Source organism: Antrihabitans stalagmiti (assembly GCF_016482825.1).
GTDB classification, from domain to species: domain Bacteria; phylum Actinomycetota; class Actinomycetes; order Mycobacteriales; family Mycobacteriaceae; genus Antrihabitans; species Antrihabitans stalagmiti.
This window is the reverse complement of record NZ_JAEMNV010000005.1, coordinates 154,850-179,672: the sequence shown is the minus strand read 5'-3', so window position 1 is coordinate 179,672 and position 24,823 is coordinate 154,850. Positions and strand designations below refer to the sequence as shown.

At 64.0% G+C, this 24,823-nt stretch carries 28 protein-coding genes and 1 tRNA gene; 10 read left to right on the top strand and 19 right to left on the bottom strand.

Going from position 1 to position 24,823, the window contains the following annotated elements; all coding sequences use genetic code 11:
* Positions 1-8: 8 nt before the first annotated feature.
* Together JGU71_RS17135 and JGU71_RS17130 are read right to left on the bottom strand one after the other, a co-directional pair.
* Positions 9-752: an energy-coupling factor transporter transmembrane component T family protein gene (locus JGU71_RS17135; RefSeq protein WP_199705494.1), complete on the bottom strand. Its 744-nt coding sequence runs from the start codon at positions 750-752 to the stop codon at positions 9-11.
* Positions 749-2,707 (bottom strand): ABC transporter ATP-binding protein, encoded by a 1,959-nt coding sequence (locus tag JGU71_RS17130; RefSeq protein WP_233529637.1) that lies wholly within the window; start codon positions 2,705-2,707, stop codon positions 749-751. The genes JGU71_RS17135 and JGU71_RS17130 overlap by 4 nt, the downstream gene beginning before the upstream one ends.
* 153 nt (positions 2,708-2,860) lie before the next feature.
* Here JGU71_RS17130 and JGU71_RS17125 point away from each other — a divergent pair, with 153 nt between their 5' ends.
* Both JGU71_RS17125 and JGU71_RS17120 read left to right on the top strand, forming a co-directional pair.
* Positions 2,861-3,775, top strand: a complete 915-nt coding sequence (locus JGU71_RS17125) for a cation diffusion facilitator family transporter (RefSeq protein WP_372433196.1) — start codon at positions 2,861-2,863, stop codon at positions 3,773-3,775.
* A 101-nt stretch (positions 3,776-3,876) separates the two neighbouring features.
* Positions 3,877-4,941 (top strand): AraC family transcriptional regulator, encoded by a 1,065-nt coding sequence (locus JGU71_RS17120; protein WP_199705492.1) that lies wholly within the window; start codon positions 3,877-3,879, stop codon positions 4,939-4,941.
* Here the strand turns inward: JGU71_RS17120 and JGU71_RS17115 are convergent.
* Complete coding sequence (locus JGU71_RS17115) at positions 4,920-5,726, bottom strand: metallophosphoesterase (RefSeq protein WP_199705491.1); 807 nt, start codon at positions 5,724-5,726, stop codon at positions 4,920-4,922. The two genes, JGU71_RS17120 and JGU71_RS17115, sit on opposite strands and share 22 nt — an antisense overlap.
* Positions 5,727-5,828: 102 nt before the next feature.
* Positions 5,829-6,275, bottom strand: a complete 447-nt coding sequence (locus JGU71_RS17110; RefSeq protein ID WP_199705490.1) for a MarR family winged helix-turn-helix transcriptional regulator — start codon at positions 6,273-6,275, stop codon at positions 5,829-5,831.
* A 52-nt stretch (positions 6,276-6,327) separates the two neighbouring features.
* Between JGU71_RS17110 and JGU71_RS17105 the strand changes: the two genes are divergently transcribed.
* A complete protein-coding gene (locus JGU71_RS17105) occupies positions 6,328-6,933 on the top strand; it encodes a TIGR03086 family metal-binding protein (RefSeq protein ID WP_199705489.1) in 606 nt (201 codons plus the stop codon).
* Between the two features lie 38 nt (positions 6,934-6,971).
* Here the strand turns inward: JGU71_RS17105 and JGU71_RS17100 are convergent, their stop codons facing one another.
* Positions 6,972-8,501, bottom strand: coding sequence for an MFS transporter (locus JGU71_RS17100; RefSeq protein WP_199705732.1), 1,530 nt, complete (start codon positions 8,499-8,501; stop codon positions 6,972-6,974).
* A 92-nt stretch (positions 8,502-8,593) separates the two neighbouring features.
* Here JGU71_RS17100 and JGU71_RS17095 point away from each other — a divergent pair, with 92 nt between their 5' ends.
* Positions 8,594-9,109 (top strand): TetR/AcrR family transcriptional regulator, encoded by a 516-nt coding sequence (locus JGU71_RS17095; RefSeq protein ID WP_199705488.1) that lies wholly within the window; start codon positions 8,594-8,596, stop codon positions 9,107-9,109.
* Here JGU71_RS17095 and JGU71_RS17090 read toward each other — a convergent pair.
* The 6 genes from JGU71_RS17090 to JGU71_RS17065 all read right to left on the bottom strand — a co-directional run bounded on the left by JGU71_RS17090 (position 9,106) and on the right by JGU71_RS17065 (position 13,430).
* The gene (locus JGU71_RS17090) at positions 9,106-9,666 is read right to left on the bottom strand and encodes a TIGR03086 family metal-binding protein (protein WP_199705487.1); all 561 of its coding nucleotides are present in this window, start codon (positions 9,664-9,666) and stop codon (positions 9,106-9,108) included. The two genes, JGU71_RS17095 and JGU71_RS17090, sit on opposite strands and share 4 nt — an antisense overlap.
* On the bottom strand, positions 9,663-10,154 hold the full coding sequence (locus JGU71_RS17085) for an SRPBCC family protein (RefSeq protein ID WP_199705486.1): 492 nt from the start codon (positions 10,152-10,154) through the stop codon (positions 9,663-9,665). The genes JGU71_RS17090 and JGU71_RS17085 overlap by 4 nt, the downstream gene beginning before the upstream one ends.
* The gene (locus tag JGU71_RS17080; RefSeq protein ID WP_199705485.1) at positions 10,154-10,504 is read right to left on the bottom strand and encodes an ArsR/SmtB family transcription factor; all 351 of its coding nucleotides are present in this window, start codon (positions 10,502-10,504) and stop codon (positions 10,154-10,156) included. Before JGU71_RS17080 ends, JGU71_RS17085 begins: the two co-directional genes overlap by 1 nt.
* Positions 10,505-10,591: 87 nt before the next feature.
* Positions 10,592-12,364 (bottom strand): putative bifunctional diguanylate cyclase/phosphodiesterase, encoded by a 1,773-nt coding sequence (locus JGU71_RS17075; RefSeq protein ID WP_199705484.1) that lies wholly within the window; start codon positions 12,362-12,364, stop codon positions 10,592-10,594.
* Positions 12,365-12,430: 66 nt separating this feature from the next.
* Positions 12,431-12,506, bottom strand: a tRNA-Arg gene (locus tag JGU71_RS17070).
* Positions 12,507-12,638: 132 nt separating this feature from the next.
* Positions 12,639-13,430 carry a crotonase/enoyl-CoA hydratase family protein gene (locus JGU71_RS17065; RefSeq protein ID WP_199705483.1) on the bottom strand — a complete coding sequence of 264 codons (792 nt, stop codon included), beginning with the start codon at positions 13,428-13,430 and terminating at the stop codon, positions 12,639-12,641.
* A 120-nt stretch (positions 13,431-13,550) separates the two neighbouring features.
* On the opposite strand from JGU71_RS17065, the gene JGU71_RS17060 reads away from it, so the two are divergent.
* The 5 genes from JGU71_RS17060 to JGU71_RS17040 all read left to right on the top strand — a co-directional run bounded on the left by JGU71_RS17060 (position 13,551) and on the right by JGU71_RS17040 (position 18,347).
* Complete coding sequence (locus JGU71_RS17060) at positions 13,551-14,816, top strand: NADH:flavin oxidoreductase/NADH oxidase family protein (protein ID WP_199705482.1); 1,266 nt, start codon at positions 13,551-13,553, stop codon at positions 14,814-14,816.
* 21 nt (positions 14,817-14,837) lie between these two features.
* Complete coding sequence (locus JGU71_RS17055) at positions 14,838-15,266, top strand: nitroreductase family deazaflavin-dependent oxidoreductase (protein ID WP_199705481.1); 429 nt, start codon at positions 14,838-14,840, stop codon at positions 15,264-15,266.
* A 278-nt stretch (positions 15,267-15,544) separates the two neighbouring features.
* Positions 15,545-16,282, top strand: a complete 738-nt coding sequence (locus JGU71_RS17050; RefSeq protein ID WP_199705480.1) for a M23 family metallopeptidase — start codon at positions 15,545-15,547, stop codon at positions 16,280-16,282.
* Between the two features lie 83 nt (positions 16,283-16,365).
* Positions 16,366-17,592: an acyl-CoA dehydrogenase family protein gene (locus JGU71_RS17045; RefSeq protein WP_199705479.1), complete on the top strand. Its 1,227-nt coding sequence runs from the start codon at positions 16,366-16,368 to the stop codon at positions 17,590-17,592.
* A complete protein-coding gene (locus JGU71_RS17040; RefSeq protein WP_199705478.1) occupies positions 17,589-18,347 on the top strand; it encodes an SDR family oxidoreductase in 759 nt (252 codons plus the stop codon). The genes JGU71_RS17045 and JGU71_RS17040 overlap by 4 nt, the downstream gene beginning before the upstream one ends.
* Before the next feature lie 70 nt (positions 18,348-18,417).
* On the opposite strand, the gene JGU71_RS17035 is transcribed toward JGU71_RS17040, so the two are convergent.
* From JGU71_RS17035 to JGU71_RS17025, 3 genes are read right to left on the bottom strand one after another with little or no spacing between them, the layout of a single operon-like run.
* Positions 18,418-18,954 carry a hypothetical protein gene (locus JGU71_RS17035; RefSeq protein ID WP_199705477.1) on the bottom strand — a complete coding sequence of 179 codons (537 nt, stop codon included), beginning with the start codon at positions 18,952-18,954 and terminating at the stop codon, positions 18,418-18,420.
* A gap of 2 nt (positions 18,955-18,956) precedes the next feature.
* Positions 18,957-19,760 carry a family 1 encapsulin nanocompartment shell protein gene (locus JGU71_RS17030; protein WP_199705476.1) on the bottom strand — a complete coding sequence of 268 codons (804 nt, stop codon included), beginning with the start codon at positions 19,758-19,760 and terminating at the stop codon, positions 18,957-18,959.
* Positions 19,757-20,776 carry a Dyp-type peroxidase gene (locus JGU71_RS17025; protein ID WP_199705475.1) on the bottom strand — a complete coding sequence of 340 codons (1,020 nt, stop codon included), beginning with the start codon at positions 20,774-20,776 and terminating at the stop codon, positions 19,757-19,759. Before JGU71_RS17025 ends, JGU71_RS17030 begins: the two co-directional genes overlap by 4 nt.
* Positions 20,777-20,939: 163 nt before the next feature.
* Here JGU71_RS17025 and JGU71_RS17020 point away from each other — a divergent pair, with 163 nt between their 5' ends.
* Positions 20,940-21,986, top strand: a complete 1,047-nt coding sequence (locus JGU71_RS17020) for an LLM class F420-dependent oxidoreductase (protein ID WP_199705474.1) — start codon at positions 20,940-20,942, stop codon at positions 21,984-21,986.
* On the opposite strand, the gene JGU71_RS17015 is transcribed toward JGU71_RS17020, so the two are convergent.
* The 5 genes from JGU71_RS17015 to JGU71_RS16995 form a co-directional block, all read right to left on the bottom strand.
* Positions 21,983-22,690: an SRPBCC family protein gene (locus JGU71_RS17015; RefSeq protein ID WP_199705473.1), complete on the bottom strand. Its 708-nt coding sequence runs from the start codon at positions 22,688-22,690 to the stop codon at positions 21,983-21,985. The genes JGU71_RS17020 and JGU71_RS17015 overlap by 4 nt on opposite strands.
* 3 nt (positions 22,691-22,693) lie before the next feature.
* Positions 22,694-23,284, bottom strand: a complete 591-nt coding sequence (locus tag JGU71_RS17010) for an ArsR/SmtB family transcription factor (RefSeq protein ID WP_199705472.1) — start codon at positions 23,282-23,284, stop codon at positions 22,694-22,696.
* Between the two features lie 141 nt (positions 23,285-23,425).
* Entirely contained in the window at positions 23,426-23,752 is a 327-nt protein-coding gene (locus tag JGU71_RS17005) for a cupin domain-containing protein (RefSeq protein WP_199705471.1), read from the bottom strand.
* A gap of 77 nt (positions 23,753-23,829) precedes the next feature.
* The gene (locus JGU71_RS17000) at positions 23,830-24,243 is read right to left on the bottom strand and encodes a hypothetical protein (protein ID WP_199705470.1); all 414 of its coding nucleotides are present in this window, start codon (positions 24,241-24,243) and stop codon (positions 23,830-23,832) included.
* Between the two features lie 76 nt (positions 24,244-24,319).
* Positions 24,320-24,820: a dihydrofolate reductase gene (locus JGU71_RS16995; protein WP_199705469.1), complete on the bottom strand. Its 501-nt coding sequence runs from the start codon at positions 24,818-24,820 to the stop codon at positions 24,320-24,322.
* Positions 24,821-24,823: the final 3 nt, after the last annotated feature.

Here is a 24,823-nt window from a genome sequence, read left to right as displayed (position 1 = left end):
GCGGTGGCCTAGAGGGCAATACCCATCGCGACGCCCGCCCCGCAGACGACGACGACGATCGCCAACGCGATCACGTCCCGTAGCCCCGGACGTGACGTGTATGCGGTCAGCTGACCGGTCCCGCCGCGAGCGGTGATGGCCTCGCCGAGTTCACCGGCACGCCGCATCGCGACAGCCATGGCTGCCGTCACGACGTCGATCAGCGCGTTGTCGTCGCGACTGTGCGCAGGTCGACCGCCCTTGGGGCGAAGCTTTCGCGCGGCACGCAGGATCCGCATCTCTTCGATGAGCAGGGGCAGGCTGCGTAGGCAGAGTGCGATCGCAACTGCGCATTCGTCTACGGGGACGCGCAACTTGCGCAGCGGCGCGCCGAGAGTTGCTATGGCAGGGGCGATTTCGTTGAGCGCGGTGGTCCAGGCGATCATCATCGACGATGAAAGCAGCAGGAGACTGAACACAGTGACCTGCAGATAGCGAACGACCGCGTCCATGCCGATCGGTGCGTTGATCAGGCCGCCGAGCACCATCAGTCCCCAGACCCACCAGGGGAGTCGGGGCAATGCGCGCAGCGGCACCTTTGCTGCCACACCGGAACCGATCAGGAATGCTGTGATCAGGCCGAGGACAGGCCACGTCGGCAGCACCATCAGCAGCAGGCTGATCGCCAGGACGGCAAGAAGTTTGGTTCCCGCCCACAGTTCGTGGACTGGCGACGTTCCTGGAACGCGACGAAGAAGGACTGTGCTGCTCATCGGCGATCACCTGCCGGGCTCGGCGCGTCGGTCACTATTCGTCCCGAATCGAGCTTGATAACGCGGTTGCAGACGCTGCCGAAACCCTCGACATCGTGTGAGATCACGACGAGGGTGAGGCCCTTCCGCCGCCGCAGTTCGCCGAGCAGTTCGACGATGCCGCGTCGGCCGTCGGGGTCGAGTCCGGCGAGGGGTTCGTCGAGGACGACCAAACGAGGACGGCTCGCGATGATGCCTGCGAGGACGACCCGACGCGCTTGCCCGCCGCTCAGTTCATCGATCGCGCGGCTTGCGAGCGTGCGGTCGAGGCCGACGTCGTCCAGTGCTCTGCCGACCTGACCGGACCCGATTTCCGGACCGCCCCACGACGCGATTTCGGTTCCGACCGTGCGGCGTTGCAATTGCAGGCGGGAATGTTGGAAGGCGAGTCCGACCTTGCCGACCTGTTTCGTCATCGCCCTGCCGTCGAGTTCGCAGGTCCCCATCGTCGGTTCGACCAGACCCGCCATCGTCCACGCCAGCGTCGACTTGCCCGAGCCGTTGCCGCCGACGATCAAGACGCCGTCGCCTCTGTTGACTGTGAGGTCGATGCCGTGCAAAGCCTCTGTCGCCCATGGTGTTCCGGCTAGGTAGGTGTGGCGAACGCCGCTGAGCTGCAGCAGTGGCTCGTTGGATGGCTCGTTCGGTAGGTCGTCTGTGACGGGTTGGTGCCAGACGGGCAGTCGGTCGACCGCACGTCCGCCGGACAGGTGTACGACGCGGTCGGCTGCGTCGGCTTCGGACTCCTGGTGGGTCACGAGCACGACGGCCATCGGATGTCGCTTGGGTAGGGAGGAAAGCAGGGCGACGAGTTCGAGTCGACCTGCGGGATCGACCATCGCGGTTGCCTCGTCGGCGATGAGCAGGCTGGGTCGGCGGGCGAGTGCTGCGGCGACAGCTAGCCGTTGCTGTTGTCCGCCGGAAAGCGAGTTCGTTTCGCGGGATCCGAAGCCCGCGAGTCCTACCTCGGCGAGCAGACCTTCGACGTCGACTTCGGCACCGTCGGGCAGGCCCCACACGACGTCGTCGGCAACGAGGACCCCGAGGATCTGGCTTTCCGGACGCTGCAGGACCACTGCGGTGCCGCCGAACTTGCCGAGCCCAGCAGAGCCGGGTCGGCTGACCGTTCCCGAGGTCGGCGGTCGGCCTGCGAGGATGCGGGTGAGCGTCGACTTACCGGACCCGTTGTGTCCGACGACCGCAACGAACTCGCCTACGTCGACGGTGAAGTCGATGCCGGACAGCGCGTCGGCGTCGCCGGCCGGATAGCGATAGCTGACGTCGACGAGTCCGACCGGGAGCGGTGCGACGGGACGACCGTCGTCGGGGGCGTCGAGATGATCTTCGGCGGGCAACCAGGTGAGTCGGTCCAGCACGGCGCCGAGCACGTACCAGGCGAACACTGCCCCGATGACCGTTCCGACGATCGCGGAACCGCCGATCCACAAGTACCAGTACTGCAGGATCGACTTCGCCATGTCGGCGAAGCCCTCGGCGATGGGGACAAGGAAGGCTTGCCGAGACGCGAGGTTGGTGAGGCCGTCGACGGTGTTGCGAATCGTGTCGAAGAACAGTTGCCGCGTGACGGAGAAGGCAAGCAGCATGCCGACCGCGAAGGCGGCTGTTGCCGCGCCTGCAACGGTGGAGTAGACGAGAACGTACATCAAGCCGCGGCCGCGCCGTTTGACGCTTCCGACGATGCCGCCGAGCAGCGCGCACGATCCCACGCTGAATGCAGCGAGAACACCGCCTGCGACGAAGGCGACGAGCATCGCTGCAGCGGTCGCTATCAGGAGAGCGCGGAGGCGATGGCGTTGAGCGATGATGGCCATCGGGATGGCCGCGAGGACCTGGACCGCGCCGAGGAACGGGATGATGTTCGCCAGCACGGACAGCGCGATCGTGAGACCGCTCATCACAGCGCCGGTGGCGAGTTCGATCGGGCGCAAGGGTCCGCGCGTTGGCAGCTCGCGGCGGGCCGTGGTTTTCACGCATCCAGTGTGCCAGGGAGTTCTGAGCAAATTGTGTGAGTCTTGCATTCATGCGCATGTACGCATATGTTGTCTCCCGTGGGACACGAACATACACACGCGCCGATCGGCGAAAGTGCATCAGGGAAGTACGTCCGTCGCCTGGCGATGGCACTCGGAATCGGCGCAACATTTATGGTGCTCGAGTTCGCGATCGCGTTCGCGACGTCGTCGCTGGCGACCCTGTCCGATGCGACGCACATGCTCACCGATGTCGTCGGACTGTCGATGGCGCTCGGGGCGATCATGCTGGCCAAACGCAGCGCGCCGACCTACACGCGGACCTACGGCTACTACCGAGCGGAAGTGCTGGCAGCACTCGCGAACGCCGTCCTGTTGTTCGCCGTCGCGGGATACGTTCTCTACGAGGCGATCTCGCGAATCGGCGAGCCACCCGAGGTGGCCGGGTTCCCCGTGTTGATTGCCGGCATCGCGGGTCTCGGCGCCAATATCGCGTCGTTCCTGCTCCTGCGTTCCGGCGCGAAGGAGAGCCTCAACATCCGTGGGGCGTACCTCGAGGTGCTCGCCGACCTCATCGGTTCGGTCGGTGTGCTGCTGTCCGCAGTCATCACGTTGACCGTCGGCTGGCTCTACGCGGACATGATCATCGGCGTCGCGATCGGATTGTGGGTCCTGCCGCGGACGTACATTCTGGCTCGTCGGTCGCTGCGAATCCTGTTTCAGCACAGCCCTGAGGGACTCGACGTCGAGTTGGTCTCCTCGACACTGCAAGCGTTGCCCGGCGTCGAAGACGTCCACGATCTGCATGTCTGGACGCTGACGTCGGGTATGGAGGTCGCCTCGGCGCACCTCACGACCGCTGCCGGCGCGAATGCCGACGAGGTTCTGCGCAGCGCGCAGGAGGTGCTCGCGAACGATTACCACATCGAGCACGCGACGCTGCAGATCGAAGGCATGGATTCCGCGAAGCGGTGCAACGAATTGAGCTGGTGAGGCGGCTACGCCGCTCGTGAGTCTTTTCGGAGGGCGGAACCACCAAAAAGACTCACAAGCCGCGAAGCCGCCTATCGAGATTTTCGGCCATACTGGTGTGTATGGCAGAAGTCGTTCCGATCCCCGGTGTGCTGGACTGGGATTTTCCGAGGAGCGTCGCGAGTGTCGCGCTGTTGGTTCGATACGGCCGCGACCATGGCGTCGACCAGGACGAACTGCTGCGCGACACCACCCTGACCGCCGACCTGCTCGACGACCCCGACGCTCAGATCGACGCCCGGGTCGAGCTGGCGGTGGTTCGAAATCTGGTGCGGGCGCTCGGCGACACCCCGGGTCTCGGCATCGATGTCGGCCGCCGCTATCGCGTCACGACGTTCGGCATCTTCGGGTTCGCGTGTGTGAGCAGTCCGACGCTGCGGGACGCGGTTGCGATGGCGTTGCGCTATCTCGAACTGAGTTTCACCTTCTGCATACCGGTCGTGGAACTCGGCCGCGACGAGATCGTGGGACGCCTCCTGATCGACCGGGTTCCCGACGATGTCCGGAGATTTCTCGTCGAACGCGACACCGCTGCGATGTTCACGGTGCTGTCGGATCTACTCGGCGCGAGCATGCCGCTGCGCACCGTGACCTTCTCCTACCCGGCGCCGCCGAGCGGGGACGACTACTCGGCGGTGTTCGGCATCGCCGCTACTTTCGACCGTGCGGTCAACTCGTTCACCTTCGACCCTGCGATATTCGATCTCGAACTGCCGCAAGCCAACTCACAAACACTCGCCATGTGTCAGGCGCAGTGTGGCGCGATGGTGACGCGACGCCGTGCGCGTACCGGCATAGCGCACGAGGTTCGGGAACGGTTGGTACAGGTGGGTGGTGCCAGTGCGGGGATCGACGAGGTTGCCCGCAGTCTCAATACCAGTACGCGCACCTTGCGGCGACGGCTGACCGACGCCGGCACGAGTTACCGGGCACTGCTCGACGAGGTGCGTGAAGCGCTCGCGGAGCAGATGTTGTCCACAACGCCGCTGTCGGTCTCCGACGTCGCGATCCGGCTCGGTTATTCGGAAGCGTCCACGTTCATCTACGCCTTCAAACGATGGAAGGGTACGACGCCCGCCGCGTACCAGCGGAAACGTCGACGCGCCTACGTCGGCAGCGTCGGCTGAGCCGACCGCCTGAACCCGTGGGCACTGTTCGTTTTGGCGATGGAACGGAAATGGGTGGTCAGTCGGTGGTCGTCGTCGATGACGTGGAACGCGATGGCCGGGGGAGCGTCGTAGTCGACGACCGGATCGTGCGAACGGCCGTCGCCCTCCCACTCAGGACCTAGCACGGACGACACGCTCGGTGCAACGACGAGCGGTACGCCGGCGAACGTCGTCACGGCTGACGTGTGTGCGTGACCGCAGAACATCCCGACGATTCGGGAATCGCTTCGGATGATTTCTTCGAGCGGGTCGGTGTCGTCGAGCAGGATGCGATCCACGATCGGGGTGAAGAGTTTCTGCGGGGGGTGATGTGCGGCGATCAGGATGGGCGCGGCCGGCGGTGCGTCGTCGAGGACGGCTCGTAGCCAGGTGATGGTTTCGTCGGCGAGTAGTCCGCCGGGGCGGCCCGGCACGGAGGAATCGCACATCGCCACGATCGCGTCGCCGATCATGTGCGCCCGATTGATCGGGCCCGAACCTTCCTCGTTCAGGAAGTGAGTGCGGTATTCCGAGCGGTCGTCGTGATTGCCGGGCAGGCAGAGCACCGGTATGTCGGTGTCGAGTATCGCGCGAGCCTGCTGGTACTCGTCAGGCCTGCCACGGTCGGCGATATCGCCTGTGACGAGTACGGCGTCGACGCGTCCCGGTAAACCGTTGAGATACTTCATGACTCGGCCGGCTCTTTTGACATTGCGTCGACCGCCGTCGAAATGAAGATCGCTGACGTGCGCTAGGACGAGCATCCGACTCGCTTCCTCGGTGGCGGGTGTCAGTGACAGGCTATCGAATGTCGAGGTCACGAATGCTGTGACGTGCCGCCCGCGCGGCCGTGCGGGGGTCCCGGGTCACTCGCGACCGCTCGGTCCGTCGGCCTCGACCGAGCGGGAAAGCTGCTGTAGTGCTCGGAGAAAGCTGCGCCGTTCGCCGGCCGGAAGTGCTGCAAGGACGACCTCTTCGCGCCGTTGAATCTCGACTTGCGCGCGGTCTCGGACCTCGCGACCGGCGGGTGTCAGCGAGATCAGATGCGCACGGCGATCGGACGGATCAGGCTTTCTCAGGATGTAGCCACGCTCGGTGAGGTCGTCGAGGACGCGGATGATTCGGGTTTTGTCGGCGCCGATCGACTGCGCGAGAGCCGCCTGAGTGCGGGTCGGTGAGTCGTCCAGGCGCAGCAGAACCGTGTAACCCCACATCGTGAGGTCGTTGGTGTCGAGGATGGGTTGCTCGATCGCGATGAGTGCCCGTACGAGCGGCGCGAGCATCGCGGCGAGGTCCGGTCGGTCGGCCACCATAACTCGAAGATTACCCTCGCCCAAATAGTAGGCATGCGCGTACGATATGCGTATGCCTACTAAATCGGATTCGGAAGCCCAGCTTTCTCTGCACGCCCGGGCAGTCGACCTGAGCGTCGACGCGGTATCGCCGGTACGTGCCGACCACTTGGAATACGCAACGCCCTGCGCGGCGTGGAACCTACGGGAACTGTTGCAGCACATGACGGTTCAGAATCTCGGTTTCGCCGCGGCCGTCGAGGGCAACGGCGCCGACCCTGCGATCTGGCAACTGCGCGACTTCGACGATCCAGTGGGTGCGTACCTGGCCGCGTCCGAGCGTGTGATCGACGCCTTCGCCGGCGAAGGCGCGCTGACGAGAGAGTGTGTGCTGCTCGAGTTCAGCGCCGAGCAGACCTTTCCCGGCGCGGCCTTGCTGCGGTTTCATCTCGTCGACTCGGTCGTGCACGCCTGGGACGTCGCGCGCTCGATCGGAAACACGATCACCGTCGACGACGAACTGGCCGCGGCGACCCTGCAGATTGCGGAAACCGTGCCCGACGACGACATGAGACTGGCGCCCGGTGCGCCGTTCGCGCCGGGGTTGGTTGGTGCGAGTGCGTCGACGCTGGACCGGATCCTGCTCGGGCTCGGTCGGTCGCCGAGTTGGCAGCACTGACGGGTCGGCAGATCGGCCCGACCCGTCAGTGACCAGCTCTAACTGCGATGCGGTCGCAGCATCCGCATGACAAGAGCACCGTTGGCGATGAGCAGCACGGCAACGAGGATCGCTGCCACGTGCATGCCGCTCACGAACCCGGCCTGCGCGGATTCGAGCAGTGCTTGCCCGGTCTCCGCAGGCAGCGTGTGCGCAACGTCGACAGCGCTGCCGAGCGTGTCCTGCGCAACCGCCTTGTCGGCGTCCGCGAGGTCGGACACGTCCACGTCACCACGGAAGATGCTCATCACAACCGACCCGAGGATGGCTACACCGAGCGCGATGCCAAGCTCGTAAGCCGACTCGGAGACGGCCGACGCCGCGCCTGCACGGTCGGCTGGGACCGAGCTGACCACGATGTCGGACGTCAAAGTCAGTCCGATGCCGACACCGAAGCCGACCAGAACGAACGCGAGCATAAACAGCACGACTCCGGCGTCTGCCTGCAAAAACACCATCGCAGCCGCACCGATGGCCGAGACCGCAAGACCCGCGGACAACACGAGCCGTGGCTGCCAGCGACGCACGAGCCAGGCCGCAAGGAGCGACGTCACGATGCTCGCCGAGGTGCCCGGCAACATCAGCAAACCGGCTTCGAGCGGTGACTTGCCGAGCACCAACTGCAGGTATTGCGAACCGAAGAACAGCACGCCGGCAAGCGCGAACACCGACATGAGGTTCGTCAGAACCGCGGTCGAGAAGTGCCTGTTGGCGAACAGTTCGAGATCGAGCAGCGGGTCCTTCAGGATCCGCTGCCTGCGGATGAACAGCCAGCCGACCAACGCGCCGACGAGGCCGATGATCGCAGTCTCGGCAGTCGGGCCGTGGACCGCGGTTTCCTTGACCGCGTACACGATCGGCACGATCGCGACCATCGACTGCACTGCGCTGATCAGGTCGAAGCGGCCGGGGTTCGGGTCCTTGAATTCTGGAATCAGGTACGGACCGACGGCGATCAACGCGAGCATGACTGGGACGTTGATGAGGAAGACCGCGCCCCACCAGTAGTGCTCGAGCAGCCAACCACCGATCAGCGGTCCGCCTGCGGCACCGCCGCCTGCCATCGCGCTCCACACGCCGATGGCGGCGGTGCGCTGGCGAGCGTCGCGGAACATCGAGCGAATGAGGCCGAGTGTGGCCGGCATCAAGGTCGCGCCGGAGATGCCCTGCAGCACGCGGGCCGCGATCAGCATTTCGGGATCGACCGACCACGCGGCAATCGCCGATGCGACACCGAACCCAGCGGCACCGATCAAAAGCAGCTTGCGTCGCCCGATCCGGTCGCCCAGGGTGCCCATCGTGATGAGCAGGCCTGCGAGGACGAACGAGTAGACGTCGATGATCCAGAGCAACTGCGTGCTGCTCGGGGTGAGGTCGGCGCTGATCGCGGGCAACGCGAGGTCGAGGACCGTCGCGTCGACGGAAATCAGTAGGACAGCGAGCGACAGCGCTATAAGGGCGATCCATTCGCGGCGCGTCGCGCGAACCGGCGTACCGGATTCGACGGCCTTGGTGATCGTCACGGAAATTCTCCTGTTCGAGTACAAATTGAGCTATACCGTCCAGCCGGTACAGTAGTCATAGGCTAGCACTGAACCGTCCAGCCGGTAAAGTGATTTACATGGCACCCAGCACGCCCGACCGAATCCTCGACGCACTAGAGGCGCTGCTGATCGAGGGCGGACTCACTCAGGTCACGCTCGAAGCGGTCGCAGCAAAGGCCGGTGTATCCAAAGGCGGGCTGCTTTATCACTTTCGCAGCAAGGAAGCATTGCTCGCTGGGATGGTTCGCCGACAGAGCGAGCGCTCCGACCAGCAGTTCGCCGAAGCGGGAACGTCGATGGCGGAGTGGTACCTACGCTCCGCAGACGACCCGGCGGAGACGGCGCTCTACGGTTCACTCATTGCGGTGCTACGCAGCGTCGACGGGACAGAAGGCACCGTAAAGAAGGCTGTGATCGAAGCGATGGCCGCCTACGACGACGCCCTACGGGCGGAAATCGGGGACCCTGTGCAAGCTGAAATCATTCGGCTCGTCGGAGACGGGGTGTTTCTCGCCTCGATGCTGGGGCTAGCAGCGCCGGACCCGACCTTGTACGCGAAAGTTGTCGAGCGGTTGTTGCCGAAGTCGGATTAACGTTCGGTGCCAAGGGGGTCGCGACCGATGAACGCGAGCAACTTGACCTGAGCGTCGGCGTCGTCGGGAACCTGCACCCGCGGGCCGTAATGTCCGCTCGTGCGCAGCATTTCGTCCATCGGTTCCATTCCGGCGAGCATAGTTGCGCAGCGCTGCGGGTCCAGTGTCTCGTCCTGTCCGGTCGCTCGCGCGAGATCCCAGGTGTGCATGAAGACGTCCGCCGTGTAGAACATGCTGATCGCCTGTGGGACCGGGAGGTCGCCGGTATTGGGATTCCGCAACGACTTTGCTGCTGTAGCCGGGTCGTCGAGCACGCCCTGCACCGCAGCGGAATGCACCCGCCATGCCTCGACAGGGTCGTCGTCGACCGAAGGGCCGCTTGCCAATTCGATGCCCGCACCGCCCCGTAGGAAAGCGGGAAACCATTCCACGAGATGGCGAACCACGTCGCGTGCACGCCAGCCTTCCGGCGGCGCGGGCGCGTCCCAGTTCGTGACGCCCTCGACACGGTCGGTGAACGTCGCAGCGATCGCGCGGTGCTCCTCGGCCGGATTCATGCTGTGCGCCCCAGCAATGCGTCGAGTTTGACGTAACCCTCTGTGACTCCGACATCCATGCCGCTCGACAAGAGGCCGTCACGACCTTCGAAGCTGTCGACGAGCATGGTCGACGTGATGCGAGTCCGGTCGTCGGCCAGCGCGTCGAACCGAATCGTCTCCAGCGCAACACCATCCGGGAATCCGACGTAGGTGAACGTCTGCACGATGCGGTCGGACCGGATCTCGTGGAACGAGCCGAAGAAGCTTGCGATCGCCTCGCCGTCACGGATCGACGAGTATCGCCAGCTGCCACCGGTTCTGCAGTCCCACTGCTCGATTCGTGTTTCGAGCGACTTCGGTCCGAGCCATTGCGCAAAAAGGACTGGATCGGTCCAGGCGCGGTGTACCCGGTCGACGGGCGCATCGAATTCGCGGACGACCACGATCGTCGGCAGCGTTGTGCCTGCAGTGATCTCGGTTTCGTGCTTCGTATCAGTCGTTGACATCATGCGCCTTTCTCGGTGTCGATCTCGGTGGGCTGTTCCATTCGTGCGAGCACGTCGTCGAGTCGACGGAAGCGGTCTTCCGCCTCCCGCCGGTAACGCTCGATCCATTTCGTCATCAGGTCGAACACCTCCGCTTCGAGATGGCACGGTCTGCGTTGAGCGTCGCGGCTTCTACTCACCAGGCCTGCGTCTTCGAGCACTTTCAGATGTTTCGATACGGCCTGCATGCTGACGTCGTACGGCTCGGCGAGCTGGCCGACCGTCGCATCGCCGACAGTGAGTCGCGCGACGATGTCGCGTCGAGTCGGATCTGCCAACGCTGCAAAGACTTTCGACAGCTGGTCCGTCATTCGAGCGCTCCTCAACCGTTTGGTTGAATATGAGGTTAAGCTGGTCGGTATCCCGTTGTCAACCATGTGGTTGCGGAAGCCTGGGAGCTAGTCGGGCGCAGCATTGACTGCAGGTATCGCCGACGTGATCTCGGCCAGCGACATCGCTCGGCCGTACAGGAAACCCTGAGCGCTGCCGATGCCGAGTTCCTTTGCGAGAACCGCCTGGTCCTGCGTCTCGATACCCTCGACGATCACGTCGAGTCCGAAAGCCGCGCTCAGTGCGGTGATCGCAGTCAACATCGGCCGCGCCGATGCTGCGTCGCCGATGATGGGGCGGTCGATCTTCAAGATGTCCCACGGCAACGACGCCAGCCGGTTCAACGACGAGTAGCCACTGCCGAAGTCGTCGATCGCGATCCGGACGCCAGCTCGTCGCAATTGCGCGAGTTGTGCGATGGCCTGTTCCGAGTCGGCGGCCAACTCGCTTTCGGTGATCTCGAGAACAAGTTGATCGAACGGCCAGCCTGCGGCAGCGACAGTGGCCAGCGCTCTCGTCGCGTACGTCTGACGAACAAGTTCGAGGCACGACACGTTGACGTTCACGGTCAGCGGAGTGCCGAGTGTGCGCTGCATGGAATGTGCGTCGGTGCAAGCTCGGTAGAGCACGGCTCGGCCCAATTCGTCTATCAGGTCACTGCTTTCGGCGATCGTGATGAGGCCCGACGGCGTCAGATCCGGTTGTTCGATCGACGTCCATCTGACAAGCGCCTCGTATCCGACGATGCGACCGGCGTCGGCAACATCGACGATCGGTTGGTAGTGAACGTCGACGGTTCCCGAGTCGAGAGCATCCCGAAGTTCGCTGACGACCGCGGGACGTTGCGCGGATTCCAGCGTCGTCTGATTCCGCCCTGTCGCCTTCGCGCGGTACAACCCGATGTCGGCACGACCGACGAACAGGGACGCGGTGTCCCCGTGCCGCCACGACGTGACTCCAGCCGAGCAGTTGGTCGTAATGGACGCCCTCATCCGGTCGGCAATCTCGATGGCCTGCGCCTCGGTGGTATTCGGAAGGAGCAGCCCGAATTCGTCTCCGCCGTAGCGGGCGAGTATCGCGTCGGGGCTGAGTTGGTCGATCCACCGTGCGGCGACGTTTTCGAGCATCGTGTCGCCTGCCCTGTGACCGAGCCTGTCGTTCGTCGACTTGAAGTCGTCGAGGTCGAACAGGACCATCGCGAGGCCGGAGCGCGAGCCGACCGGCACCGCGAGCGCGGCCGCCAGCGCGCGGTCGAAACCACGCCGGTTGAGCAGCCCCGTAAGCACGTCAGTATCGGCTTCGGATGCGACACGACTCAGAACAGCGACGGCGGTGCCGACGATCAGAGCTGTCGTCACCGGCAGAAGTGCTGCCCACCAAGCCAACTCGGAGTTACTGCTGACGCCGAACACACACAGCGGCACGGTGAACGCCGTTATGAGAAAGGCTCTGCGCCACGAGAACACAAATGCTGAATGGCATGCCATGCACGGGTACAGACACGCCATCGCCACAGTGAGAGCGGGACTCTGAGACAGAGTGAGCATGTACGTCAGAACGATGGTCGCGAAGACGATCAGACCGGCGTGGGCGGTCGCGTTGAGATATCGCCCCAAGGCAAGGACCGAACACGCGGTCGCGATCGAAACGATGGCACCGATGAACAGAATGCTTTTGCTGACGACCGCCTCTGCCGGAATCACAGCAAAAAGAACAATGCCAGCGACGCCGGTCGATGCAAAAAATGCAGCCGCGGTGCGGGCCATAACCGTGCGCGACGCCAGAGCCGGGGGCGCACCCTGCAGCAGGCGGAAGTTGCTGCCATCCTCGGTTGTCCGCACGACCACTGAGCGTAGTTGCGCTGAGCAGGCCGTACTACGAATTCGCACTCGCCTGGTGCGGGGGCGTGGTGCCCTCGGCAGGATTCGAACCTGCGACCTACCCTTTAGGAGAGGGTTGCTCTATCCCCTGAGCTACGAAGGCGCGTGTGCTTCACACGGGCGCGAGTGTATCTGGAACGGTCGGCCGTCTGCACATTCGATCGGATCGAACGGGTCACCAGTGGTCATATTTTCGCCGAAAGTGCGCACTGTCGGCCCGTTCGTCGCGTTCGATTTAGATGCCCCGCCACTTGGGTTCGCGCTTCTCGGCAAAGGCCCGCGGACCTTCCCTTGCGTCCTTGCTCATCAGCACCGGGCCAAGTTCCTGCATGCTCATGGACCAGATGTCGTCTTTCCATTCCGAGCCGAACTCCGCGCTTCGGTAGATGATTCGCTTGGACGCCTGCACGGATAGGGGAGCGTTGGCTGCGATCTTCTCGGCGAGCGCAAGCGCGGTGTCGAGTACCTGATCGGCAGGGACGACGCGGTTGACAAGTCCCCATCGCAGCGCGGTCTCGGCGTCGATCGGGTCGCCCGTCAACGCGACTTCCAATGCGAGCTTCAGCGGAATCTGGCGCTGCAGCCGCAACAGTCCACCCGCCGCCGCAGCGAGTCCGCGCTTCACCTCGGGCAGACCGAGTTTTGCGTCGGCACTGACGACGGCGAGGTCGGAGGCCAACATGATCTCGGTGCCGCCGCCTAGAGCAAAACCGTTGACAGCGGCGATGATCGGCTTGTCGATGAAATGCTTGACGAAGCCTGCGAAGCCCCGCTCCGGGTGGTCGCTGTCCATGATGTTCTGCCCCGATGCGAGTGCTTTGAGATCGGCTCCCGCGCAAAATGCCCGACCCGCACCGGTGACGACGCCGACTCGAAGCTCCGGGTCTGCGGCGAGTTCGGCGACCGCGTTACCGAGCGCGATCGACAGCGCGGCGTCGACGGCGTTCATCGCATCCGGGCGGTTGAGCGTGATGAGTGCCGTGTGGCCGATGCACTGCAGCGTCACCGCGGGCTGATGCTCCGTCAACGTCGTCTCCTCTTCGAGTGAACTTCCGGGGCTGACACTTGCCGTATACCGATCGTTCTACTACCGTCGCAAGCAAGCGTGACGAGCCGTCACGCATAGACGAGTGTCGACGAGGGAGTCATGGCAGCACAAGAGGCGACAGTAGCCACACTCAACGATGCGCTCGAACTTCCGTGCGGTCAGATTCTTCGGAATCGCATGATGAAGTCGGCTCTGAGCGAAGCGCTCGGTGGACGAGGGAATGGGCCGTCGGATCGTCTCGAAACCCTCTTTCGGCGCTGGGGCGACGGCGGCTACGGCCTGATCGTCACCGGCAACGTGATGGTCGACCGAACTCAACTCGGTGAACCTGGCAATGTCGTCGTCGAAGACGAACGTGATCTGGAGGGGCTTAGCAGCTGGGCGAAGGCTGCGCAGGACGGCGGTGCACCACTGTGGATGCAGATCAATCATCCAGGTAGACAAGCGAATCCGCTTGCGGCGCGGAAGCGTCCGGTCGGTCCGAGTGCAATAGCGGCGAAGGTGCCAGGTGCAATGACGCCGCGAGCACTCACCGGTGCCGAGATCGAAGACATCATCGAGCGATTCGCGACGACGGCGGTCGTTGCCGAGACTGCAGGCTTCTCGGGTGTGCAGATCCACGGTGCTCACGGTTACCTTGTGGCGCAGTTTCTTTCGCCGCTCGCCAATCAGCGCACCGACGAATGGGGTGGCGACCCGACCAGGCGGATGCGATTCCTGCTCGAGATCGTTCGTGCCATACGCAAATGTGTGAGCCCCGGGTTCGCCGTCGGAATCAAGTTGAACTCCGCAGACTTTCAACGTGGCGGATTCTCCGAAGACGAGTCGCGCGATGTCGTCGCCGCCCTGTCGCACGAGGGCCTCGACCTGATCGAAATCAGCGGCGGCAGTTATGAATCCCCGGCAATGATGGGAAAGTCCGCATCGGCGAGCACGCTCGAACGCGAGGCGTATTTCCTCGACTACGCCAAGACGGTGCGAGAGGTTGCAGGCAACGTCCCACTTGCCGTCACCGGCGGATTCCGTTCGCGGACCGCGATGAGTGCTGCCGTCGCTGGCGGCGACTGCGACCTCGTCGGCCTCGGCCGACCGACCTGCACAACGCCTGACGCTGCGGCCGTGATTCTGGAATCGCGCAGCGAGACACTGGTGGCGCCGGCCGTCGAATTCGGTCTCCGGGGTCCGCTCGGTCTGGTGTCGGATCTCAAGGCGCTCGACGGCGCACTCGATCTGCAGTGGCACACCGACCAACTGCACAGGCTTGCCGATGGGCTCGAACCCGATCTCGATCGGCAGTGGTGGCGAACGGCGACCTCGATGCTCAACCGCAACGGCGTCGGCGCATTCACCCGCAAACGTGGCTGACCAACCGACCTGGAGGACGACATGGCAACACCTCTGAAATTCCGATTCGAACGAGGGGTCGGCCGCTACGTGGCCAATCCACTCGTCGCGGCTCTCGACAAGGTCGGGGTCCGCTCGACGATCATGGCGGAGTTGGAGACAACCGGGCGCAAGACGGGCCAGGTCCGGCGGGTGCCGGTGTCGGTTTCCGTCGACGCGACCGGCGCCTGGGTGATCTCGCAGCACGGTCGCCGCTCGGGCTGGGGCAGCAACATCACCGCCGACCCCCGCGTTCGACTTCGCCAAGGCGACGAATGGCGTAGCGGAAATGCGGAGTTCGTACCCGACGACGACGTCGACGCTCGCGCACGCACCTTCGCCGACAATCGCATCGCGAGCGCACTTGCCGGCTACACGTTTCGGGCGCTGCAGACGAATCCGATCTCCGTGCGGATCACCTTTACGGACTGAGGGCGCTCCGCGCCTTGTGAGTCTTTTCGGCGGGCAGACCCTCCGAAAAGACTCACGACCGCGGCGCGGATTTGGGGTCCGGGTTGCGGAATGGTCACGGAGTTGTATCCTTCTACGCACACCTATATCGATTCGTTACTTACGGCCGGCCGAAAACTGAGGACAACCCTTTGTCGCAGCATCGCAACAGCACGAAGTCCGACTCGACAGCGCTACTGACTGGCAATGTCGTGACCAGCAAGTCTTCATCGAAGGGCCGCCATCGCGCGCCGACTCGAATGAATGATCGAACCGGAGTTGCCGCGACTGTTGCCGTTGCTGCCGGCGCGTTGATTGCGACGGGATATCAGGTGAGTAACCCGGCGACCGCGCAGGCGGCTCCCAATGGTGCTGCTCCTGTCATCCCAGGTCTGCCGATCGAGATCAGCAACGGCCTCGACCAGCTGAACAAGTTCACGGAAAGCCTCACCGCCGCACCGGAGGCCGCTGCTCCTGACGCCGCTCCCGTTGCCGGTCCGGAGTTGCCTGCTTTGCCGCCCGAGATCACCAACGGCATCGAGCAGCTCAACAAGCTCGGCCAGGATTTCGCTGCGCAGTTCGCGCCGCGCGCACCGGTCGTTCGTCCCGTCAACGGTGCGATCACGTCCGGCTACGGCGCTCGCTGGGGTGCGATGCACTCCGGTCTCGACTTCGCCGACGCCATCGGCACTCCCATCGCGTCGGTATCCAACGGTGTCGTCATCGAGGCGGGTCCTGCGTCGGGCTTCGGCCTCTGGGTCCGCGTCAAGCAGGACGACGGCACGACAGCCGTGTACGGCCACGTCAACGACATCACGACGTTCGTCGGCAAGCGGGTCACCGCGGGCGAAACCATCGCGACCGTCGGCAACCGCGGTTACTCGACCGGGCCGCACCTGCACCTGGAAATCTGGGATCCGAGCGGTGTCAAGCTCAACCCGGCCAACTGGCTCACCACTCACGGCGTCAAGCTCGGCCTCGGCGCTGCAAACGCCTGATCAACTCGATTCGCGACTCGAGACCGGGCGGTCGTTCGCCCGGTCTCGGTCAACCGAAATTCTCGCCGGGCTAGGCTCGCTGGATGGATTTCGCTCTCTCACCGGTGGCTGCGGACTATCACCGTCGAATCTCCGCATTCATCGCCGACGAGATCGACCCGATCGAGGTCGACTACCACCGCCAACTGCGGGCGCTCGACAACCCGTGGCAGGTGCTCCCCATCATCGAAGAGCTGAAGGCCAAGGCTAAGTCGGCTGGGCTCTGGAATCTGTTTCTGCCGAGCGTGCTGTCGAACACCGACTATGCACCGCTCGCCGAATTGATGGGTCGCTCGTTCATCGCACCCGAGATCTTCAACTGCAACGCGCCCGACACCGGTAACGCCGAGGTGCTCGTGCACTTCGGCAGCGAGCAGCAGCAGCGGGAGTGGCTGACGCCGCTGCTCGCGGGTGAAATTCGCTCGGCGTTCGGCATGACCGAACCCGACGTCGCATCGTCGGATGCCACCAACATGGAGTCGACGGTCGTCCTCGACGGCGACGAGGTCGTCGTCAACGGTCGCAAGTGGTTCTCGACCGGCATCGGGCATCCGAACTGCAAGTTCATCATCTTCATGGGGTTGACCGACCCAGACGCCCACCGGCATCAACGCCACAGCATGGTCATCGTTCCCGTCGACGCACCCGGTGTGAAGATCGAGCGCATGCTGCCCGTCTTCGGCTTTCACGACGAGCCCTACGGTCATGGTGACGTCAGCTTCACCGACGTTCGGGTTCCCGCCGAGAACGTCATCGCAGGCGTCGGACGTGGCTTCGAGATCGCGCAGGGCAGGTTGGGTCCGGGGCGGATTCATCACTGCATGCGCCTGATCGGGTTGGCCGAAAAGGCGCTCGAGTTGGCCTGCACACGCGCGATGTCGCGGAGTGCCTTCGGTAAACCGATTGCGAACCTAGGCGGCAACCGCGAGCGAATTGCCAAGGCGCGCATCGCGATCGAGCAGTCTCGTCTGCTCGTGCTGCACGCCGCCTGGTTGCTGGACACACACGGGATCGCCGGCGCGATCTCGCAGGTGTCCCAGATCAAGGCCGCTGTGCCTGCGATGGCCCTCGAGATCGTCGACATGGCGATCCAACTGCATGGCGGCGCCGGGCTCACCGACGATTTCCCACTCGCCGGCGCATATACGGCCGCCCGGTCGCTCAGACTTGCCGACGGACCTGACGAGGTTCATCTCGGCGTCGTCGCACGGATCGAGCTGGCGCGCTACAAGACCGCCGCTACAACTACTGCGAATGGAGCACACACGTGAGCAAGCCGGTCCGCCAGAACATCCTGATCACGGGTGCAAGTTCGGGCCTCGGGGAGGGAATGGCACGTCTCTTCGCCGCCAAGGGACGAAACCTGGTCTTGTGCGCGCGCCGCACCGACCGGCTCGATGCATTGGCCGCGGAACTCACTGCCAGCCATCCCGAGATCTCGGTGCTCGTCCGGACTTTGGACGTCAACGACCACGATGCCGTGTTCAGTGTGTTCACCGAAGCGGACCAGGAGATCGGGGGACTGGATCGTGTCATCGCGAACGCAGGCCTCGGCAAGGGCCAACCCGTCGGCACCGGACGTTTCGATGCGAACAAGCAGACCGCGGAGACCAACTTCATTGCGCTGCTTGCTCAGTGCGAAGCGGCAATGCAGATCTTCCGCGAACGCAACGCGGGTCATCTGGTTGTCGTCTCCTCCGTCAGCGCTGTGCGCGGCATGCGAGGCAACGTCACGACCTATGCCGCGTCGAAGGCCGCTGCCGCGCACTTGGCCGAAGGAATACGGCTCGACGTCCTGAACAAGCCGATCGCGGTGACGACTCTGCTCCCCGGCTACATCGAATCCGAGATGACGGCGCAGGCAGGCAAGACACCGCTGATGGCAAGCGCCGAGAAGGGTCACAAGGCGATGGTCGACGCCATCGAGAAGGAGCCGGCCAACGCCTACGTGCCGTGGTGGCCGTGGACCGCTTTCGCGAAGGTGGTCGGTATCGCGCCGCTCGCCGTGCTCCGAAGATTGGGGTAGGCGGCTACGCCGCTCGTGAGTCCTTTTGGAGGTCGGGCCCTCCGAAAGGACTCACGAGGCGCGGAGCGCCCTAGATCGTGATTTTCCAATGCTGTTGCACCGCAGCGGCGATGGAGGGCGAGACTCTGATGTCCAAGCCCTTGCGCCTTGCCATCGCGAAGATGGATTCGATCATCTCGCGCTGATGCATCTCGCGGGCATTGGTGTACGGATGGGTGACCGGCTCGAGCACCGCAAGTGCCAAACCGCCACCGCCGGCGCCGACGGACCCGAAATACAATGCAAGAAGCCAGCTTTCGTCTCGACGGTGGTGGGGTTCCGGATGGGTTTCCACCTCGAATCGACAGCCGACGACGTCGTCCCATGACAGCACCTGCTTATGCAGGAGTTCGCGAACTGTGATCGCCTCGTCGGTGAGGGTGATCCTGTGCAACGTGGTCAACGTCAGGTACAACGCCGCGCCGATCACGAAGCCGGCGATCAGGCCGGTGACGATCCGATTGGCACCGAACACCGCGACGACGAAGACGAGCACAACGATCCCGACGACCACGGCGGTCGCCGCATACAACGCCGTTCGCGCGAGGGGTACTACTCCCGCGCGCACATTCATACGGTCGGTTCCATGGTGACCGCAGCTTCTGCGGTGTAGACGAGAAATGTCAGCGATTCCTGGAAGTACAACTGCACGCTGTCCGCATCGTGGGAGGTGTAGCCGATCGAAAGGTCTTGGCCGAGTTGCAGATCGAAGTCGCCACCTCGGGTCGTCAAGACGAACGCGCCGTCGATCGCAGGCGCCCAGATGATGTCGCCCTCGATGAGGCGCTGGATGTGTTCGCGGATCGGATAGCCGTGGTCGGACGTCTCGCTGACCTCGGCGTACAGGTCCGCGCTCAGCAGGACGGAGTAGGGTCCGTCGACGCCGGCAAGACGAAGGCTGCTGAGCGTCTGCGTGATCGCCTCGGGCACCAGTTTCGCGTCCTTGGGCAACGGCACGGCATCGTTGGACGAACTTGCCCTGATGCCCGCAATCCCTGCCGCCGCATAACCTTCGAAGATCGCGCGGTCCTCGGCGAACGCGATCTGCTTCGCGGCCTCCTTGACCGGATCGAGGTCGGCGTCCTGCGCGCCGCGCTCGACGTTGTCGATCTCGTTGCGCGACAGCGTGAACGGGACGCGCAACTCGACGACCGCGGCAACGGTGCGCTGATGGGCCTGCACGCCCGCCGCCGGCGACTCGATCGGCACAGTCCGGCCGAGTCCGACAGCCGAGAAGTCGGTCCCATGTGGACCCGACACGTCGACAACACGCCGACCTGCGATGTGGCGCTTGAAGGTTCGCGTTGCTTCCTCCTCGATCGCCGCCCAGGCGACCTCGGTGATGGGCGCAAGATCCCGGTAGAGGTTGTTCATGACGTCGTGCTCCTTCTCAGGCTGCCGATCTTCAGCGAACTGTCTGGACTGCTCGGCTTGCTTTCCGAAGCCGTTGTTGCACTTGGTGTCGGTGCGGGTGGGAGATCGTCGAGGAAGTCCGCGCTCGGCGCGAAGAACAGTGTCCCGGTGACCGCTGTCGAGAAGTCGAGGATCCGATCATGCTGCGCTGCACCGGCTCCCAGGAACATTCGCTCCAACATTCGTTCGGTTACCGTCGGTGTCGCAGAGTAGCCGATGAAGTAGGTACCGTATTCGCCGTCCTTGACGCTGCCGAAAGGCATGTTGGCTCGGACGATCTGGCGTTCGGTGCCGTCTGGATCGACGATCGACGTCATCGAGACATGAGAATTTGCGGGTTGCTCGGCGTCGTCGAGCTCGAAGTCTTCGAGCTTGGTTCGGCCGATGACCCGCTCCTGATCGGGGACCGGCAGCGACCGCCAGTCGGCCATCGCATGCAGATACTTCTGCACGATCACGTAGCTGCCGCCCGCGAAGTCCGGGTCTTCGTCGCGAACCAATGCGGCCGCACCCGCGGCCGGTCCTGTGGGGTTTTCGGTGCCGTCGACGAATCCGAGCAGGTCGCGTTGCTCGAAGTAGCGGAAGCCGTTGGTGTCGTCCACAACGGTCGCCGCGCCGTCGAGACGGTCGACGAGCTTCGCCGCAAGTTCGAAGCACACGTCGAGTGCGTTCGCGCGGATGTGGAACAGGACATCGCCTGGCGTGGCCGGTGCCGAATGCCGCGGGCCGGATAGTGCTCGAAAGTCGTGCAGCTCAGCAGGTTTCCCGCCATCGAACAGGCGGTCCCAGGCTCTGGAGCCGATCGCGGTGACGCAATTCAAACCCGAGGCGGGTACCCGGAAGCCGATGGAGCGCTGCAAGCCCGAGACATCCTGCAGGAGATCGCGTGTGGTCTCCTCGCCACCCTCGTTCACGGTGATGACGAGGAAGATCGCCGCGGTCGTCAGCGGGGTGAGAATCGGCTGGGCTTCGGCCATACCTCACCGTAGTACGCGGTCGTCCAGCCCGTTCGCGAAGATCGACTTCGGGTCGAGTAGTAGTGCGACAGACCCCGTAAACGGCGCACCTGTGCGAGGGCTATGTTGGTTATTGGCGATGTGGCAACGGCGCCACATCGCGTAACGGAAGGGTAGGACGGACGTGCGGATCGGGCTGACACTCAACTATGCGGGAGGCTTCCGCGAAGTAGCCGCCGAGGTCGAGGATCTCGAACGCGCCGGCATCGACATCGTCTTCGTGCCGGAGGCGTACTCCTACGACGCTGTGAGCGGCATCGGCTACCTGGCCGCGAAAACGTCTCGGGTCGAGCTGGCGTCGGGCATCCTGCAGCTCTATACGCGCACGCCGACGCTCACTGCCATGACAGCCGCAGGCCTCGACTTCGTGTCCGAGGGCAGGTTCGTGCTCGGTCTCGGGGCATCTGGTCCGCAGGTCATCGAGGGTTTCCACGGTGTCCCATACGACGCGCCGATCGGGCGCACGCGCGAGGTCGTCGAGATCTGCCGCAAGGTCTGGCGCCGTGAGCAACTCGAATACAGCGGCAAGTACTACCAGATCCCGCTGCCCAAGGATCAGGGGACGGGCCTCGGCAAGGCGCTCAAGCTGATCAATCATCCTGTGCGCGAGGATATTCCGATCCTGCTCGCAGCGCTGGGGCCGAAGAACGTCGAGCTCGCCGCCGAGATCGCTCAGGGCTGGCAGCCGATCTTCTTCCATCCTGAGAAGGCGCACCTCGCCTGGGGTGAAGCGCTTGCCAAGGGCCGGGCAAAACGCGATCCGAGTCTCGGCGAACTCGAGATTTTCGCGGGTCCGGCGCTGGCCATCGGCGACGACACCGAACCGATGTTGCAGTGGGTCAAACCGCACCTCGCCCTCTACATCGGCGGAATGGGCGCGAAGGGAAAGAACTTCTACCACGAGTTGGCGACCCGCTACGGCTACGGACCCGAGGCCGACCGGATCCAGGAGCTCTATCTCGAAGGCAAGAAGCAGGAGGCCGCCGCCGTCGTTCCCGACGAGTTGGTACGCGCGATCTCACTCATCGGTCCAGCCGGCTTCGTGAAGGAACGGGTCGTCGCGTTCAAGGAGGCCGGTGCAACGACGCTCAACGTTGCACCGCTCGCCACCGACACCGCCGCCAGAGTGAAGCTGATAGAACAGCTGCGCGAGATCTGCGACGACCTCTAGGCGTTCGTCACCACTGCGACGCGGTGGCTGTCCCACCACGACTGCCACCGCTGGGAAAGTTCGTCGTGTGCGGCCTCCGTGAGCCCGTAGGAGGTAAGCACCATCAGCCAGCCGCCGAACGGTCGTTTCGGATGAACCGGGAGCTCGCCGAGGATCAGTAACCCTGGACCGAGTCGATCGACGGTCACCGCGATCTGGTGTGGCGTGACGAGCCGAACGATTCCGTCGATCGTGCCGGACGGTGCAGTCGTCGATCGATAGGTCCGGCCGACCTCGGCGTCGATCGGTAGTCCGAACGCTGCACGCGGATCGATGTCGAGCCGCCCCTCGACCATGATCGTGCGACGCACGGCGAGGGCATGCACCTCGATGCCGAAACGCAGTTGCTCGAGAAACGTCGTCCACCCTTCGGTGATGTCGTCGTACCATTCGTCCCATTCCGGGTTGTTTCCCTTGGGCGCGCGTGTGATTCGAACTGTCGTGACGCCGTCGTCCTCGCGCAGGGTGAATACGTCTTCGCCGAGGCTCAGCGTGTAGTCCTCGGATTCGGTGCCGCCCGTCAGGAAGATGGTGTCGATCTCGGCATCGAGTCCGTCGTAGTGCCAGCCGTGCCAGCGGCGGATCAGATCCGGGTCACGTAGTGCAGGCCAGACTGTGGCCGCGGGTGCTGCGATGGTGGTTTCGATGATCACTGGCTCGGTCATTGGTCAGTCCTTTGTTCGAGGGGTCGGATAGCCGGCAGCAACGATGCGGAACTGCCTGCCGGTGGGGGAGTCGAACTGCTCGATCACAGCCGCTGTGGCAGCGGCAAGCGCTTCGGTGAAGCGGTGGACATCGTCAGGATCGGCAAACCTGATCTCGGATTCGAGCGTGTAGGTGAGCAGCCGCGTACCCGTCTTGTCGGCGTTCGTCTGCATCCGTACGACGTCGCGGACCGCATTCGAGGCAACGGCAACGAGGTGGTCCGCGGCGTGCCGCGCATTGTCGGCCGGTGGCGCGGGAGTTGTGGCGGGCGTGAGGATATCGGGGTCGATGACATACGCGGTTGCCGTCGCCTTGAGTACCCGCTCGGTGAAGCCGCGCCGCCGCCGCGTCTCGACGAGTTCGATCAGCCCTGCATCTTCGAGTTGGCGAAGGTGGTAGCCGATCTTCTGCCGTGGCAGGTCGAGATCGTGTGCCAGCTCGACGGCTGAGGCGGGGGTCCGCAACCGCAGCAGGAGATCGCGACGGATCGGGGTGAGCGCCTGTCGGAGCTGCTCGGGATCCCCGACAAGTTCCATGTTCTTCGAAGCGTCCACCTCTGAAGCATCCAATAGACAAATAAATTTGTCAATATGGACCGAGGTGTGCAGCGCAAAGCAATGCCCCTCCGCCGGTGACGGCGAAGGGGCTGACTTACTCGACCTGCTACCTACTCGCGGTGCTACCTACTCGACTTGCTACATCGCGACCGTGAGCAAAAACGCGACATCCTCGATCGCTTCGACACTGTGGCGGGCATTGGGAACAACAAGGAGGTCTCCTGTGGATCCCTTCCAGCTGTTCTCACCGCTGATCAACTGCAGCTTCCCACTCAGGATCAACAGCGTGGACTCACCGCTGTTGTCGTGCTCTGCGAGGCTCTGACCAGCACGAAGTCCGACGACGGTCTGTCTGAGGCTTCGTGAATGACCACCGTAAATCGTTTGCGAACTGCGGCCGCTGGACGCCGTGTTGGCCAGCTTCAATTGCTGCCGGGCAACGGCGGTCAGTGACTTCTTATCCATGTATTGCCTCTCCTTGGGCTGAGCGGAAAGGTTGAGCCCTTGGAGTATGACGCACTCGCGCCGATGCTGACCTGTTATCAGGCAACGGTTGAGCGTCGGCTCCGCAGACCGACTGCCTGCGCGACCGCGAATCCGCCGACCACCACAGCCTGCGCGAAGGTCCAGACGATACCGACGGCGGTGAGTCCGGCTGCCTCCGCTACGGCGAAAACCACACTCGCCGTTGCCCATAGCGCATTGCCGCCGATCACAGCGGCAACAAGTGCGCTGTTCGGGCGGTGCTGCGCGCCGAGGCACCACACGCCGATCGCGTAGACGAGAAAGAACGCGCCGACAGCCCGCAGGAAACCTGACGAGGTACCGAACAGATCGTCGAGCAGGGGTGCCGCGACGAGGTAGGCGACGCCGTTCGCGCCGGAGACGACGGCGTCCACTTTCAGGGCGAGATGTAGGAACGACTGGTTCGTCTTGGCTTCGAGTTGGGCGATCATTGGGGTGCCTCCTGGTCGCGATTGCTGTGTATTGGTTCGACACAGGAAGCTTCGCCCGAGGGCGTAATCGCGACAATTACCTCACAGGTAAGTACTCGAGGAAGCGGTAGCGCAGGCCGGACGGCTCGGACGTCAGCCACGGTGTGTCGGCAGCCGCCCAGCGATCGTCGATCACGGGCGCGAACGCGTCGCCGTCGATGTCGGCATCGATTTCGGTTACGAGGAGTCGATCCGCCAGTGGCATTGCGGCGGAATACAATTCGCCACCGCCCACGATCCAGACCTGGTCGCCCACGCTCGTCAGCATCGCGTCCTGCAGCGACGAGGCCCTGATGGCGCCGTCTGCGGTCCAATCCGGTTGCCGCGTCACCACAATGTTGCGGCGACCCGCCAGTGGCCGAAACCGCGGAGGTAACGAATCCCAGGTCTTACGCCCCATCACGACGGTGGACCCCATCGTGGCAGTCACGAAATGGGCAGTGTCCTCAGGGATTCGCCACGGAATACCGCCCTCGCGGCCGATCACACCCGCTGTCGTCTGCGCCCAGATCAGCCCGATCTCGGTCTCGGACGGCACCGG

Coding starts and splice junctions, on each gene's coding strand:
- JGU71_RS17120 (WP_199705492.1), top strand. CDS start 3,877: ATGGCAGAAGTCGTTCCGATCCCCGGTGTGCTGGACTGGGATTTTCCG.
- JGU71_RS17030 (WP_199705476.1), bottom strand. CDS start 19,760: ATGAACAACCTCTACCGGGATCTTGCGCCCATCACCGAGGTCGCCTGG.
- JGU71_RS17000 (WP_199705470.1), bottom strand. CDS start 24,243: ATGATCGCCCAACTCGAAGCCAAGACGAACCAGTCGTTCCTACATCTC.
- JGU71_RS17110 (WP_199705490.1), bottom strand. CDS start 6,275: ATGGTGGCCGACCGACCGGACCTCGCCGCGATGCTCGCGCCGCTCGTA.
- JGU71_RS17015 (WP_199705473.1), bottom strand. CDS start 22,690: ATGACCGAGCCAGTGATCATCGAAACCACCATCGCAGCACCCGCGGCC.
- JGU71_RS17135 (WP_199705494.1), bottom strand. CDS start 752: ATGAGCAGCACAGTCCTTCTTCGTCGCGTTCCAGGAACGTCGCCAGTC.
- JGU71_RS17005 (WP_199705471.1), bottom strand. CDS start 23,752: ATGGATAAGAAGTCACTGACCGCCGTTGCCCGGCAGCAATTGAAGCTG.
- JGU71_RS17095 (WP_199705488.1), top strand. CDS start 8,594: ATGGCACCCAGCACGCCCGACCGAATCCTCGACGCACTAGAGGCGCTG.
- JGU71_RS17115 (WP_199705491.1), bottom strand. CDS start 5,726: ATGCTCGTCCTAGCGCACGTCAGCGATCTTCATTTCGACGGCGGTCGA.
- JGU71_RS17105 (WP_199705489.1), top strand. CDS start 6,328: ATGCCTACTAAATCGGATTCGGAAGCCCAGCTTTCTCTGCACGCCCGG.
- JGU71_RS17050 (WP_199705480.1), top strand. CDS start 15,545: ATGAATGATCGAACCGGAGTTGCCGCGACTGTTGCCGTTGCTGCCGGC.
- JGU71_RS17045 (WP_199705479.1), top strand. CDS start 16,366: ATGGATTTCGCTCTCTCACCGGTGGCTGCGGACTATCACCGTCGAATC.
- JGU71_RS17060 (WP_199705482.1), top strand. CDS start 13,551: ATGGCAGCACAAGAGGCGACAGTAGCCACACTCAACGATGCGCTCGAA.
- JGU71_RS17080 (WP_199705485.1), bottom strand. CDS start 10,504: ATGACGGACCAGCTGTCGAAAGTCTTTGCAGCGTTGGCAGATCCGACT.
- JGU71_RS17025 (WP_199705475.1), bottom strand. CDS start 20,776: ATGGCCGAAGCCCAGCCGATTCTCACCCCGCTGACGACCGCGGCGATC.
- JGU71_RS17085 (WP_199705486.1), bottom strand. CDS start 10,154: ATGTCAACGACTGATACGAAGCACGAAACCGAGATCACTGCAGGCACA.
- JGU71_RS17090 (WP_199705487.1), bottom strand. CDS start 9,666: ATGAATCCGGCCGAGGAGCACCGCGCGATCGCTGCGACGTTCACCGAC.
- JGU71_RS17130 (WP_233529637.1), bottom strand. CDS start 2,707: ATGAGCGGTCTCACGATCGCGCTGTCCGTGCTGGCGAACATCATCCCG.
- JGU71_RS17055 (WP_199705481.1), top strand. CDS start 14,838: ATGGCAACACCTCTGAAATTCCGATTCGAACGAGGGGTCGGCCGCTAC.